The organism is Aliiroseovarius sp. B-4, from assembly GCF_056857795.1.
The window spans coordinates 139,529-152,974 of sequence record NZ_JBSXNV010000031.1; the positions used below are offsets into that span (position 1 = coordinate 139,529).

Annotated in this window: 14 protein-coding genes and 1 tRNA gene; 6 read left to right on the top strand and 9 right to left on the bottom strand. The window is 58.5% G+C overall.

Features of this window, described 5'->3' with window-relative positions:
- Nucleotides 1-33: 33 nt before the first annotated feature.
- From AC13C8_RS05675 to AC13C8_RS05695, 5 genes are all read right to left on the bottom strand, one after another.
- Nucleotides 34-471 carry a paraquat-inducible protein A gene (locus AC13C8_RS05675; RefSeq protein WP_091430524.1) on the bottom strand — a complete coding sequence of 146 codons (438 nt, stop codon included), beginning with the start codon at nucleotides 469-471 and terminating at the stop codon, nucleotides 34-36.
- Nucleotides 472-534: 63 nt separating this feature from the next.
- Nucleotides 535-1,281, bottom strand: coding sequence for an ABC transporter ATP-binding protein (locus AC13C8_RS05680; RefSeq protein ID WP_091430522.1), 747 nt, complete (start codon nucleotides 1,279-1,281; stop codon nucleotides 535-537).
- Nucleotides 1,278-2,063, bottom strand: coding sequence for an MlaE family ABC transporter permease (locus tag AC13C8_RS05685; RefSeq protein WP_091430520.1), 786 nt, complete (start codon nucleotides 2,061-2,063; stop codon nucleotides 1,278-1,280). Before AC13C8_RS05685 ends, AC13C8_RS05680 begins: the two co-directional genes overlap by 4 nt.
- Nucleotides 2,060-3,109 carry an alanine racemase gene (gene alr / locus AC13C8_RS05690; protein ID WP_482846663.1) on the bottom strand — a complete coding sequence of 350 codons (1,050 nt, stop codon included), beginning with the start codon at nucleotides 3,107-3,109 and terminating at the stop codon, nucleotides 2,060-2,062. The genes AC13C8_RS05685 and alr overlap by 4 nt, the downstream gene beginning before the upstream one ends.
- Nucleotides 3,110-3,220: 111 nt before the next feature.
- A complete protein-coding gene (locus AC13C8_RS05695) occupies nucleotides 3,221-4,435 on the bottom strand; it encodes a bifunctional alpha/beta hydrolase/OsmC family protein (RefSeq protein WP_482846665.1) in 1,215 nt (404 codons plus the stop codon).
- A gap of 128 nt (nucleotides 4,436-4,563) precedes the next feature.
- On the opposite strand from AC13C8_RS05695, the gene AC13C8_RS05700 reads away from it, so the two are divergent.
- The 3 genes from AC13C8_RS05700 (at nucleotide 4,564) to AC13C8_RS05710 (ending at nucleotide 6,806) form a co-directional block, all read left to right on the top strand.
- On the top strand, nucleotides 4,564-5,472 hold the full coding sequence (locus AC13C8_RS05700) for an endonuclease/exonuclease/phosphatase family protein (protein WP_482846667.1): 909 nt from the start codon (nucleotides 4,564-4,566) through the stop codon (nucleotides 5,470-5,472).
- Nucleotides 5,473-5,537: 65 nt separating this feature from the next.
- Nucleotides 5,538-6,287, top strand: coding sequence for a heme-dependent oxidative N-demethylase family protein (locus tag AC13C8_RS05705; protein ID WP_091430513.1), 750 nt, complete (start codon nucleotides 5,538-5,540; stop codon nucleotides 6,285-6,287).
- A 270-nt stretch (nucleotides 6,288-6,557) separates the two neighbouring features.
- Entirely contained in the window at nucleotides 6,558-6,806 is a 249-nt protein-coding gene (locus AC13C8_RS05710) for a hypothetical protein (RefSeq protein ID WP_091430511.1), read from the top strand.
- 123 nt (nucleotides 6,807-6,929) lie between these two features.
- Here the strand turns inward: AC13C8_RS05710 and glnA are convergent, their stop codons facing one another.
- Both glnA and AC13C8_RS05720 read right to left on the bottom strand, forming a co-directional pair.
- Nucleotides 6,930-8,336, bottom strand: a complete 1,407-nt coding sequence (glnA, locus tag AC13C8_RS05715; RefSeq protein WP_091430510.1) for a type I glutamate--ammonia ligase — start codon at nucleotides 8,334-8,336, stop codon at nucleotides 6,930-6,932.
- Nucleotides 8,337-8,375: 39 nt separating this feature from the next.
- A complete protein-coding gene (locus tag AC13C8_RS05720) occupies nucleotides 8,376-8,714 on the bottom strand; it encodes a P-II family nitrogen regulator (RefSeq protein ID WP_091432384.1) in 339 nt (112 codons plus the stop codon).
- A 167-nt stretch (nucleotides 8,715-8,881) separates the two neighbouring features.
- Here AC13C8_RS05720 and AC13C8_RS05725 point away from each other — a divergent pair, with 167 nt between their 5' ends.
- Complete coding sequence (locus AC13C8_RS05725; RefSeq protein WP_482846670.1) at nucleotides 8,882-10,630, top strand: NAD(P)H-hydrate dehydratase; 1,749 nt, start codon at nucleotides 8,882-8,884, stop codon at nucleotides 10,628-10,630.
- Here AC13C8_RS05725 and AC13C8_RS05730 read toward each other — a convergent pair.
- Nucleotides 10,611-11,138: a Hint domain-containing protein gene (locus AC13C8_RS05730; RefSeq protein WP_482846672.1), complete on the bottom strand. Its 528-nt coding sequence runs from the start codon at nucleotides 11,136-11,138 to the stop codon at nucleotides 10,611-10,613. The genes AC13C8_RS05725 and AC13C8_RS05730 overlap by 20 nt on opposite strands.
- Nucleotides 11,139-11,406: 268 nt before the next feature.
- On the opposite strand from AC13C8_RS05730, the gene AC13C8_RS05735 reads away from it, so the two are divergent.
- Nucleotides 11,407-11,491 (top strand) — tRNA-Leu (locus AC13C8_RS05735).
- Between the two features lie 22 nt (nucleotides 11,492-11,513).
- Nucleotides 11,514-12,845, top strand: a complete 1,332-nt coding sequence (tig, locus tag AC13C8_RS05740) for a trigger factor (protein WP_482846758.1) — start codon at nucleotides 11,514-11,516, stop codon at nucleotides 12,843-12,845.
- 69 nt (nucleotides 12,846-12,914) lie between these two features.
- Here the strand turns inward: tig and AC13C8_RS05745 are convergent, their stop codons facing one another.
- Nucleotides 12,915-13,415 (bottom strand): transglycosylase SLT domain-containing protein, encoded by a 501-nt coding sequence (locus AC13C8_RS05745; protein ID WP_091430505.1) that lies wholly within the window; start codon nucleotides 13,413-13,415, stop codon nucleotides 12,915-12,917.
- Nucleotides 13,416-13,446: the final 31 nt, after the last annotated feature.

The window sequence follows — 13,446 nt, forward strand, 5'->3', positions numbered from 1 at the left end:
GCTGGGGGGTGCAAGAGGCGACGAGGAGGTGTTTCAGGCCCTCTGGCGTTTGCCCGTTGCGAAGCTGATCGCGATGGAGGTCAGGATGCAGGCGGTGAACAGATAAAGGCCCCATCCGGTCTCGATCTTCGCCATGCCGACGCCCTTCACGATCACGATGTAAAGTGCAATCAGGAAGATGTCTGCCATCGCCAGTTTGCCGAGGATGTTGAAGATGGGCAGCATCTTGCGGCGCATCATGCCGAACTGGATCAGCGCCAAGCCCAACACCTTCATGATCGGCGCAAAGACCGCGAAGAAGGTGACGAGCAGGGCAAGGATCACGTCCGTGTCCCACAGCGCTTGCAGGCCCGAGATCACGCTGACTTCCCTGAGACCAAAGAGCGGCAGGTTGATGCCGGCGCGCATAAGGGGAGCGAACCACGCGATGGGGAAGACGATCAGCAGGGCGAGGTTCAGGTATTTGAGCATGGCGATTCGGCGTCCGGTTTGGCGAGCTTTAAGGAATGACAGAGGGGAGTCGGGCGTTCTTCCTTAACGCACCGCCTCGATCGGCCCCTCGGCACTGCCCGAAATGAACTGCGTCAGGTAAGGGTCGCCCGAGGCATCCATATCCGAAACCGGCCCGGTCCACTGCACCTTTCCCCCGTGCAGCATCGCCACTTTGTCGGCGATCACGCGGACCGAGGACATATCGTGGGTGATGGTCATGGCGGTGGCGCCCATTTCGACGACGATTTCGCGGATCAGGTCGTTGATGACGCCGGACATGATGGGGTCAAGGCCGGTGGTGGGTTCGTCAAAGAAGATGATTTCAGGCTCGGCGGCGATGGCGCGGGCAAGGCCTACGCGTTTTTGCATGCCGCCGGACAGCTCGGCGGGGAACAGGTCGGCCACATCCGGGGTCAGGCCGACGCGGCGCAATTTCTCGACCGCAATCTCGCGTGCTTCGTCCCACGGGCGGGCCAGTGAGCCGCGCAGCAGGCGGAAGGCGACGTTTTGCCAGACCGGCAGGCTGTCAAACAGCGCGCCACCTTGAAACAGCATCCCGAAGCGGGCCAGGAACGCGTCGCGTTCGGCTTTCAATGTGTCTTCGCCGTCCAGCGTGATCGTGCCGCTGTCCTGCGTCATCAGGCCCAGAACACATTTCAAAAGCACCGATTTGCCGGTGCCAGAGCCACCGATCACCACCATGCTTTCGCCACGTGGGATGGTCAGGTTTACACCTGCCAGCACCTGTTTGGGGCCGAAGCTCTTATGGACGTCTGTCAGTTCAATCATGAGGTAAAGAAGAAGCTGGTGAGAAGGAAGTTGGCGGCAAGGATCAGGATCGCGGCCGCCTCGACCGAGGTTTTGGTGGCCCGGCCCACACCCTGTGCACCGCGTCCGGAATTCATTCCGTGATAACAGCCCATCACAGCGGCAATGAACCCGAAAACCGCGCCTTTCACAAGGGACGACACGATGTCAGCGGTTTCAAGGAAGTTCCACGTGTTGTTGATATAGGCGCCCGGCGCGAACCCAAGCTGCTTGGTGCCGACGATATAGCCGCCCATGATGCCGATAATATCGCCGATCCCCACAAGCATAGGCACAACAAGGATCGCGGCCAGCACGCGCGGTGCGGTCAGGTATTTCATCGGATGTGTGGACAGGGTGACAAGCGCGTCAATCTGCTCGGTCACTTTCATCGTCGCGATCTCGGCGGCGATGGATGAGGTAACACGGGCGGCAATCATCAGGCCGACCAACACCGGCCCAAGTTCGCGCACCATGCCAATGGCGACGATCTGCGGCACCACGGCCTCGGCGGAAAACCGTTGCCCGCCGGAATAGATTTGCAGGGCGAGCGCCGCGCCGGTGAAGATCGCGGTCAGGCCCACCACCGGCAGGCTGAAATAGCCTATGTTCAAAAGCGCGTTCAGAAATTCGCGCGGATAGAAAGGTGGGCGCACGATATGGCTGAGTGACTGACCAGCGAAGATCGCCACACGACCCACCATAGCCAGAAAACCCAGCGTGGCACGGCCAAGAGCCGCCAGAGGGTATGTGATCGGCTTCATCCGCGACCTCGTGCATAGTATCGCGCATAGCGCGCGCCAAGCTGTGTCAGCACTTCATAGCCGATCGTTCCGCCCACGTCAGCCAAATCGTCCGGGGTCTGGTGTGCGCCCAAAAGGGTTAGTGCTTTGGGCTCTTCCTTCAAGTGGCTGACATCCACGGTGATCAGGTCCATCGACACGCGGCCCAGGATCGGGCAGGGCGTGTCCTGATGAAACAACACCGCCTTGTTCGAGATGTGGCGTGTGATCCCATCCGCATAACCGCCGCTTACGGTCGCAACGCGTGTTGCTTGTTCAGCGACCCAGGTATTTGAATAGCCGACGCTTTCGCCGGCTCCCAGATCGCGGATCTGCACGACCGGAAGATCAAGCGTCACAACGGGTTCGGCGTTGTCGAAGGGCAGGCCGCCATAAAGGCCGATGCCGGGCCGTGTCAGGTCGAAATGATAATCCGACCCCATCAGGATGCCACCCGTCGCGGACAGGCTGCGCGGCACGTCCACGCCCTCGGTCATTTCATGGAATGTGTCAAGCTGTTGGCGGTTCATAAGGTGGGTGGGTTCGTCGGCGCAGGCCAGATGGCTCATGATCAGGCGCGGGCTCTGCGCCACAATCAGATCGCGCAGGGCAGCCCATTCGGGCGGTTCCATCCCCAAACGGTTCATACCGGTGTCAAGCTGGATGCCGAACGGGTGGCCGGGCAGGGCTTCGAAATGACGTGTCAGTTGGTCGACTGAATTGAGCATGGGAACAAGACCCAGATCATGAATCATGTCGGTGTCGCCAGCCATGTGCCCGGCGAAGATGCTGATCTCGGGTCCAGGGCCAAGCGCTTCGCGCAAGGCTGCGCCTTCTTCAGCCACGGCGACAAAAAAGCGTCGCGCCCCAGCGGCAGCCAAGGCCCGCGCCACCTTTCCCACACCCAGCCCATAGGCGTCAGCCTTGACCACCGCGGCAGTTTGAACCTCGGGGTCGGATTTTGCGTCCAGCGCCCGCCAGTTGGCGGTCACGGCGTCCAGATCAATGGTAAGTCTGCCTGTGCTCATGTGGGGGTTTTTGACCTGTGGGTGGCGCAGGTCAAGGCCAAAAGCCGATCCGGTCTGACCCTGCGCATATTTCCCCGCCGAGTGTTGTCAAGAACCGCGCGAAAACCGGGATCAGTCGATCAATTTGGTCACAACCTTGCTGGACCCTTCCAGCGTGCGGTGCACCGGGCAGCGGTCGGCAATCTCCAGCAGGCGGGCCTTTTGATCGGCATCCAGATCGCCCTCAAGGCAAATTTCGCGTTGGAACTTATCGACCCGGTCGCGGGTGCCGGTCTCGGCATCCTGCGCGTGCACCTTGTCATGGCTGACATCCACGTACACATGATCCAATGGCCAGCCCTTGCGTCGGGCATACATGCGGATGGTCATCGCGGTGCAGGCCGCCAAGCCCGCCGACAGAAACCCATAGGGCGACATGCCCTTGTTGGTGCCACCATAAGCCAGTGGTTCATCCGCGAATGTGTGGTGGGACGGCCCGGACTGGATGTCTTGCAAAAACCCTCGTGGGTCTGCTTCGCTGGCGCGCACAATGCCCTCAGGGGCACCGGGCGGTGGCGCGGGCGGGGTCAGTTCGACATATCTTGCCGCCCATGCCGCGATGACTTCGGCCACGTATTCGGCGTCGTCCGGGCGTGAGATCAGGTGATCGGCGTCGTCCAGTGTCACGAAGCTTTTCGGATGTTTTGCAGCCATGAAGATGCGGGCGGCGTTGTCAATCGAAACCACCTCGTCCCGCGGGGCGTGCAGCACCAAAAGGGCGGGTTTCAGCTTGTTCAGGATCGTTTCCAAGTTGCTGGCGTTCACATCTTCGATAAAATCCTCGCTGACCCGGAAGGACCGACCGCCCAGCGACACCTCGGCGCTGCCTTCGGCGCGAATGCGGGGCAGATCTTCGCGGAAGCTCTCGATCACATGGGCAGGATCGGCCGGGGCACCGATGGTCACGACCGCTTTGGTGTCAGGCAACAGGCTGGCGGCTTTGATGATGGCTGCTCCGCCCAGCGAGTGTCCGATCAGCAGGCTGGGTGACATGCCGCGCTTGTTCAGGGCCTTCGCGGCCTGCACGATATCTTCGACATTGGACGAGAAATGGGTGTTCTCGAACTCGCCTTCCGAATGACCCAACCCAGTGAAATCGAACCGCAGCACGGCGATCCCAAGCCCTGCCAACCGGGCCGCGATGCGACGAGCGGCAATAATATCTTTGCTGCATGTGAAGCAATGGGCAAACAAGGCCGTTGCCAAATGTGGCCCGTCGGGCATATCAAGCCGCGCGGCCAGTGCGTGCCCGCCGTGGCCGGTGAACGTGAATTTCTCGGTGGTCATTGGCAACTCCCCTTGATGCGTGCTTGCAGATTGGTCATCCAACGCTTAGCTCACAAGATCAGCGGAGCATTGCTCACGCAGTGGTGATTGAATGTTCCTTTCGAAGTTGATCTGGGAAACAGGGGCGCATGATTAAACGCGGTTTGAGAAACCTGCTATTGCTGGGACTTATTGCGCTGGGCGCTGGCTATTTGGGCCAATATCATCCGGCGGGTGATAGTCTTGCGGTTTTCCGCCCTCAGATCGCGCTGGTGATTTTGCTGCTGGCGATCCTTTTGTGGATCGCGAGGGCGCGGAAATGGGCGGCGCTGGGCATCGCGGCGGCAGGCGTCGCATTCGGCCCGATCTTCTGGATGAGCGGTGCGCTAAGTGCGTCAGGTGGCACCGGGTTTAGCCTTTATCAAAAGAACATGCGGTTTCGGGTGGAGGATCCAGGGCTTTTGTCGGCGGATATATTGGCGCGTCGCCCCGATTTCGTGACGCTGCAAGAGGTAAGCGGCGCCAATATGGCGGTGTTTGACCCGCTGGACGCCACGTATCAGGCGCGTCAGTTTTGTCCATTTGCAACCGTTGGCGGGGTCGCCGTGGCATCGCGTTGGCCCATGGTGCCGGGGTCAGGGTTTTGTGCCGAAGCGGACGGGTTGGCGGCGATGAAAGTGACGACCCCAAAAGGCCCTGTCTGGGTTGTGTCGATACATCTGCATTGGCCATGGCCGAAAAGCCAACCAGCCCATATTGCGCGGCTGTCCCCGATTCTGGAAAGGCTTGGAAGTGACGAGACGGGAGCGCCGCTGGTGATCGGTGGCGACTTCAATATGGTTCCTTGGAGTTTTGCCATGAGCCGTCTGACCAAGATCAGCAATACAGAACGGATCGGGCCGCCGCATGTGACCCTGACAAAGATGAAAGGCTGGATGCGTGTGCCGATTGATCACGTGCTGATCAGTGGTGGGGATGGCAGCGTGCAACGTATTGACCGGTTGGGATCCGATCATTTTGGCCTGTTTGCGCGCTTCGCATTGCCATTTGGAACATAGCCAGGTCGTCTCTTGCCATTCGCGCTGGGTCGGCGGAGTGCACCAGTATCGTTCGGAGTTTCTTAATGGTTGAAATCTGCCAAGCCGACCTGCCGATACGCCCCTGGGAAGACGATCGCCTGAAGCGACTTCCGGGCTTGCAGCCGATTACGCCGGGCGAATGGTTGGTGCAGGACGATGCTTACACTGCGCAAATGGCCCACCGGGTCGCCCTGATCAAAAACAGGCCTGACATCGTCCACAAGCTGAGCGAAGCCGCACGACCAGCGGCGGGCGAACTGCTCGATCTGGTCCTGCGCGAACTTGTCGCCTCTACCGGCTTTGTGGTCGGTGATCGCACCGTGACCTGCCCCGATGGGCGCGTCGTTCAGATCGACCATACCGCCCCGTTGCTAACCTGCGGACAATTGGTTCAGGAAGACCTTGTCGTGATGCAGAAGCAGGGTGACGAGCATGTGTTGACCGCCGCCATTCTTTGTTTCCCCGCCAGTTGGTCACTGGACGAGAAATACATGAAACCGTTGGTCCGCATTCACAAGCCGGTCGCGGATTACACACCTGACATCGCAAAGCGTGTGCAGCGGTTGTTTGATGGCATACAGGTCGAGCGCCCGATGTGGCGCGCAAATTGCCTGACCTATGATGATCCCGAACTGCATCAGCCCCGACGCGAGGATGACCGGCGCCAAACATCGCAGAACGGCCCGAAATGGATCAGGGTCGAACGCCAGGGGATGCGACGCCTTCCAATGACCGACGCGGTGATATTTTCGATCCATACCTATGTGGTTCGACGACCGGAAGGTGATTCTTGAGCAGGAACTTATTAAGACATTCGACGATAAGCTGACAAAGATCTGGCGAGACAATGGCGCTTGATCTCTGATCGGTTGAGTGAGCGTGACGGATGCCATCATTCGGTGCGAAAATCTGCCTTTTAGACCGTGATTCCGCAATTTGGCTTGAAAAACAGCAGCTTTTGGCTATCGCTTGGGTGGACTTTAATCGTTGATCAATATGAATAGCGGAGGCTGCAACATGTGGCGGCTTCTTTGGTCGGTAACTTGGTTTGAAAGGTTGAGGAAATGATCCGGACTGGTCTGGTGGTTTTAGGTGCGGCAGTCGTGTTGTCAGGCTGCGTGCGCGCCAGCTATGAAAGCACACCTGTTGAGGTGAACACGCCGAAGGGGAAAGTGACGTGCCAATTATACACCCCCGATCGCGTGCAGTGGGATGAGGCGATTGCCAAGCCTGAAAGCATGAGCCAGCGGGAAGCTGATCGCATTTGTATCGGTAAAGGTGCTGAACAGCTGAAAGCATATCGCGCCGGTTAACGACGAAAGCGGGATGTCGAGCGGGACAGGTCGCTGCCTCGGCCAGCGCTTTTGATAACCACCGTCAGGTAACGGAAAAGGGCGCCGATCTCGGCGCCCTTTCCTTTTTGTTCTGCATCTGTATCAGCAGCTGTAATACAGCTGATACTCGATCGGGTGCGGTGTGTGTTCGTAGGCGTACACCTCTTCCCATTTCAGGTCCAGGTAGCCTTCAATCTGGTCCTTGGTAAATACGTCACCAGCCAGCAGGAAGTCGTGGTCGGCTTTCAGACTGTCCAGTGCTTCACGCAAGGATGCGCAAACCGTGTCAATGCCTTCCAGTTCTTCCGCAGGCAGATCATACAGGTTCTTGTCCTGCGCGGGACCCGGGTCGATCTTGTTCTTGATGCCGTCAAGACCGGCCATAAGAAGGGCAGCAAATGCCAGATAGGGGTTCGCGGCAGGATCGGGGAAACGGGCTTCGACGCGCTTGGCCTTCGGGCTTTCGGTCCACGGAATACGGACACAACCCGACCGGTTGCGAGCCGAATAGGCGCGCAGAACAGGTGCTTCAAAGCCGGGGATCAGGCGCTTGTAGCTGTTGGTGGACGGGTTGGTAAAGGCGTTCAGGGTCTTGGCGTGCTTCAGGATGCCGCCGATGAACCAGATCGCTTCCTGGCTAAGATCGGCATATTTGTCGCCGGCAAACAGAGGCTTGCCGTCTTTCCAGATCGACATGTTGACGTGCATCCCGGTGCCGTTATCACCTGCGATGGGCTTCGGCATGAAGGTCGCCGTCTTGCCATAAGCGTGCGCCACGTTGTGGATCACATATTTGTACTTCTGAAGCTCATCGGCCTGTTTGGTCAGGCTGTCGAAGATCAAACCAAGCTCGTGTTGGCACGACGCCACCTCGTGGTGATGCTTGTCGGTCTTCATGCCGATTTGCTTCATCGTGGTCAGCATTTCGGACCGCAGGTCCTGTGCGTCATCAATCGGGTTCACGGGGAAATAACCGCCCTTGACGCCCGGACGGTGGCCGGTGTTGCCCATTTCGTATTCGGTGTCCGAGTTCCAGGCCGCGTCAACCGCGTCCACTTCAAACGACACTTTGTTCATGGTGTTCGAGAAACGCACATCGTCAAACAGAAAGAACTCAGCTTCGGGACCCATATAGGCCACGTCACCGATGCCGGAGGCTTTCAGGTAGGCTTCGGCTTTCTCGGCCGTTCCGCGTGGGTCACGACCATAGGCCTCGCCTGTGTCCGGTTCAACGATCGAGCAGTGCAGGCACAGGGTTTTTTCGGCATAGAACGGATCGACATAAGCGCTGTTCACGTCCGGCATCAGTTTCATGTCCGAATTTTCAATCGACTTCCAGCCCGCGATGGACGAGCCGTCGAACATGAAGCCTTCTTCCAGGAAGTCTTCGTTAACAAGGTCGCAGTCCACGGTGACGTGCTGCAACTTGCCGCGCACGTCGGTGAAGCGGATGTCGACATAGGCAATGTCGTCGTCCTTGATCATTGAGAGTACGTCTTTAACGCTCATTTCACTTATCCTCTGGTTCGAATCTTATGTGGTGTTAGGTCAGATCGCGTCGTGGCCGGATTCACCGGTTCGGATGCGGATCGCTTGTTCGACGGGGGTGACGAAAATCTTGCCGTCACCGATTTTGTCTGTCTTGGCTGCTTCAACGATGGCCTCGATGGCCTCGTCCACCTGATCCGCGGGCAGCACGACTTCGATTTTCACTTTAGGCAGGAAGTCCACGACATATTCTGCCCCGCGATAAAGCTCGGTATGGCCTTTCTGACGGCCAAACCCCTTTACCTCGATGACCGACAGGCCCTGCACCCCGATGTCCTGAAGCGCTTCTTTGACTTCATCCAGCTTGAACGGCTTGATGATGGCTTCGATCTTTTTCATCTGCATCCCTCATGTGGTTGCTCGCGTTGCGACCCAAAGACCACTTTCGCATGGGCGCGACAATTGGCTAGGCTGATGCCAAGGGGGGCGTGGTGGCCAAATACCGGGCAGATGCACAAAATTTAGGCAGATGGTATAGGATTTAGGCAAGTGATGAAGGGCGATCCATGACTGAATTGCTGACAGCGGCCCAGATGAGGGCCATCGAGCAAGCCGCAATCGACTCAGGCGACGTGACCGGGCTTGAACTGATGGAGCGCGCGGGCAGGGGTGTGGTCGAGGCGATTTTTGAGGAATGGCCGGAGCTGGCAAAGCCGAACCGAGGGGCCAGCCCCTCGGGCTCCCCGGGATATTTGGGGCCACGAGAAACACGGGCGGCGAGACGGCGGGCCGTTGTGTTGTGCGGGCCGGGGAACAATGGCGGTGACGGGTTTGTTGTGGCGCGTCGGCTTTTGGACAAAGGTTGGGACGTCGAAGTGTTTCTGTTTGGCGACCCGGATAAATTGCCGCCTGATGCACGGACAAATTACGACGTTTGGTGCTCGATGGGGGCAGTGAAGAAATTAGAAGTCGATGCGGTTACTTCCGGGCCGCGGCCAACGTTGCTGATTGATGCAATGTTCGGGACGGGCCTTACACGTGCGATTCCTCTTGATTGCGCGCTTGCATTTCACGCGATTGAAAAAAGAGATGTTGGCGATAGGCATCCCTGGCTGGTGCCTTACCATCGGGTTGCGATAGACACCCCTTCTGGGCTGGATACCGATAGCGGTAAGTTCCTTTTACCCGAGTTCAGCGGGGACGCAGACGATGAAGAGGATTGGGAGAGCCACTGGGAGTGGTGGCAGAATGACGCGTCAATGCGGCTTCTTCTACCTGATCTGACAATTTCGTTTCATCGTCGCAGGCTGGGGCATGTTCTGTCGGATGTCAGTCGAAAAGTGGTGGTATGTGACATCGGATTGGGCAAAGAGGATCGCCATCCGGCGCACTTGCTCTGGCCGCATTCGAATGACGTGGTACGCTTGCTGGATTTCGACGTTCCAAAGGGTCGATCCAAACGTGCATGGCCCGGAAACGATCTTGATAAGAGGAGGGGAGCGCAAAGCCACAAATACACCCACGGCCATGCTCTCATCCTCTCAGGACAATCGGGCAAAGGCGGCGCGGCACGTCTTGCGGCGCGCGGCGCTTTGCGCATTGGGGCAGGGCTTGTCACTGTCGCCCCCACGCCCGGCGCGCTTCAGGAAAACGCGGCGCGGTTGGATGCGATTATGTTGTCTCCGGTCGGTGATGCTCCGACACTTGAAACCGTTTTGGCGGACGAACGGTTCAACGCATTGTGCCTTGGTCCCGGATTGGGGCAGGAACGGGCGCGGGAGTTGGTGCCGGTGGCGCTGGCGGCCGAGCGGGCGACGGTGCTGGATGCAGATGCGTTGACGGCTTTTGCGGACAATCCCGCCGGACTGTTCGACATGCTGCACGAAAACTGTGTGCTGACGCCCCATGCGGGCGAGTTCGCGCGGCTTTTCCCAGACATTGCCGAAAAGCTGAACGCCCCAGCCACCCAAGGTCCGGCATATTCCAAAGTGGACGCGACGCGAGAGGCCGCCGCGCGGGCAGGGTGCGTGGTGCTGTTCAAAGGGCCGGATACAGTGATTGCAGCGCCGGATGGGCGGTGTTCGATCAACTCGGCCGCGTATGAGCGGTCAGCGCCCTGGCTCGCTACTGCTGGGACTGGCGACGTGCTGGCGGGCTTTGTCACGGGGCTGCTTGCGCGCGGTTTTAAGCCGATACAAGCCGCCGAAACCGCCGCTTGGATGCATGTCGAATGCGCGCTGGAATTTGGTCCGGGTCTGATCGCCGAAGACTTGTCCGAAATGTTGCCGAACGTATTCAGAAAGCTGGGCGTTTAGCCGGTTCAAGGGCTGGCTGCCTGATGGGTGTGGCAAAGAGGTCCAATCCCCCGACACGCAGCAGCTTCGGCTCGTCGAAATGCAACTGGAACAGCGGCAGTTCGGTGTTGATGTTAATGCGCCGCACCAATTCTTGGTCGATGATCGCGGAAACCGGAACGAGCGCCCGGTCGCGTCCGAACATTGCCTGTGCCAACCAACCCTTCACAACGATATGCTGCTGATCCGACACCACGATGGGCGCGGCGCATTTCCCCGTGCGCCCCTCTGCCAATGCTTTCGGAGAGATGCGGCACAGGCCATGGGCAGGCACGACGTGACAACTGACTGACCCAAGGCGTGCGCGGGTGCCATCAGCGGTCAGGATGCGATCCCCGGGGGCGAGGGTTTCGATCACACGTTCGCCATGGAATGTGCGCACCAATGCGCCGGGGCCAATACCAGCGGGTAAGGGCGTGCTGCGCACATCCCCTGCCACCACGCCGCCCGAAAAGGGGTTGGGTGTCATGTTCGTCCTGCCTTCGTCTGTGGCCCGGTATCCGGGCTCTGCTTATTCTTCGCACGCTAGCAATGTCGTTGATAAAAGCATCCGTTTTCTGATCTCTGGCGGCGGGGTCGGGACAATCATGGCACGCCTGTGACCAATACAGCGCGTTTTGCCGCTGATCCGGGGTGATCAGGCGCGTTTTTCCTCTCGCATCCCGACTATACTGGTGTTAGAAGGGCGCGAATTTGGGCGGCCCCTGCGAAACCAGTGCGGGCTGCCCACGGTTTTTGCGGGTGTGGCGAAATTGGTAGACGCACCAGATTTAGGTTCTGGCGCCGCGAGGCGTGGGGGTTCAAGTCCCTCCACCCGCACCAAAAGACGGAAAAGGACGAAATGATGCAGGTCACCGAGACCCTGAACGAAGGTCTGAAACGCGGCTATAAGATTGTGGTTCCGGCCGCTGATCTGGACGCTAAAGTCAACGAAAAGCTGGTTGAAGCGCAGCCCGAAGTCGAAATGAAAGGCTTCCGTAAGGGTAAAGTGCCGATGGCGCTGCTGAAAAAGCAGTTCGGTCAACGACTGATGGGTGAAGCCATGCAGGAAGCTGTCGATGGTGCGATGAGCAAGCATTTCGAAGACAGCGGCGACCGTCCGGCCATGCAGCCTGACGTAAAGATGACCAATGAAGATTGGAAAGAAGGCGACGACGTCGAGATCGAGATGAGCTATGAAGCTCTGCCTGAGATCCCCGAAGTTGACCTGAAAAAGATCAAACTTGAGAAGCTGGTGGTAAAGGCCGGGGATGCCGATATCGAAGAGGCGCTGGGCAGCCTTGCCGAGACCGCTCAGGATTTCAAAGACCGCAAGAAAGGGTCAAAAGCCAAGGATGGCGATCAGGTTGTGATTGACTTCCTGGGCAAAGTTGACGGCGAAGCCTTTGACGGTGGTGCGGCGGAAGATTACCCGCTGGTGCTGGGATCAGGGTCGTTCATTCCGGGCTTTGAAGAGCAACTGGTCGGCGTGAAAGCGGGCGATGACGTTGAAGTCAAAGTCTCGTTCCCTGCTGAATATGGTGCCGAGAACCTTGCGGGCAAAGACGCCGTTTTTGAATGCAAGGTGAAAGAGGTCAAGGAACCTGTTGCAGCGGAGCTTGACGACGAGTTGGCCAAGAAATTCGGAGCCGAGGATCTGGCAGCACTGAAGGGTCAGATCAGCGAACGTCTCGAGGCCGAGTTCTCGGGTGCCGCGCGCGCCGTGATGAAGCGTGGCCTGCTGGATGCGTTGGACAAATTGGTTGATTTCGACTTGCCGCCGTCGCTGTTGGATGCGGAAGCCAAGCAGATTGCACATCAGTTGTGGCACGAAGAGAACCCGGATGTGGAAGGCCACGACCACCCCGAGGTCGAGCCGACGGATGAGCATGTCAAACTGGCTGGACGCCGTGTGCGTCTGGGTCTGCTGCTGGCCGAATTGGGTCAGAAGGCCGAGATCGAAGTCAGTGATGCCGAGATGACGCAGGCAGTCATGAACCAGGCACGCCAATATCCGGGTCAGGAACGCCAGTTCTTTGAGTTTGTTCAGCAAAACCCGCAAATGCGCCAGCAAATCCAGGCGCCTTTGTTTGAAGACAAAGTCATCGACTATGTCTTTGAATTGGCTGAAGTGGAAGAAAGAGAAGTGTCAAAAGACGACCTGCAAAAGGCCGTTGAGGCGCTGGAAGACGAATAAGGCTGGAATTGCCGCTGTACCAGAAAGGCCGCTCTGATTGGGGCGGCCTTTCTTTGTTTGGCTGCGTGTTCAACCCGGTCGCAGACCGGTTTCGACCAGAACGCCTTGCCGTTTGGCCTCGTAATAATATCCCTTGGCATACCACTTCATGGCGCCTTCGATGCTGCCGCCGGACACAATATAGGCGCCGCGCAAGTATTTGCCTGCGTATTTCAGGTTCACATCCGGGTTCAGAAGTTCCTTGGCAGGGCCGCGATGCCCCATCGTGCGGGCGGTTTGTGGCAAGATCTGCAACAGCCCCCAATAGGGGCCGTTGCGGGCCCATGGACGGTGCGTGCTTTCCCGCACCGCCTGACGGTGCACCAGCTCGCGCGGGATCTGATAATGGTCGGCCCATTTGTTGATCAGGGCGCGCAGTTCAGGTGTTTCGTTGGGATAGAGCGGTGGGCTAAAACCACGATTCCCACGACGCGCCACCTTTTCGGTTTCGGACGCGCCGCGACCAGAACAAGCGGTTAGGGCAAAACTGGGCAGCAGCGCGAGGAGGGCGCGACGGGAATACTTTTTCATGACGAAATCTATATGCGGCTTGGCAAAAGCA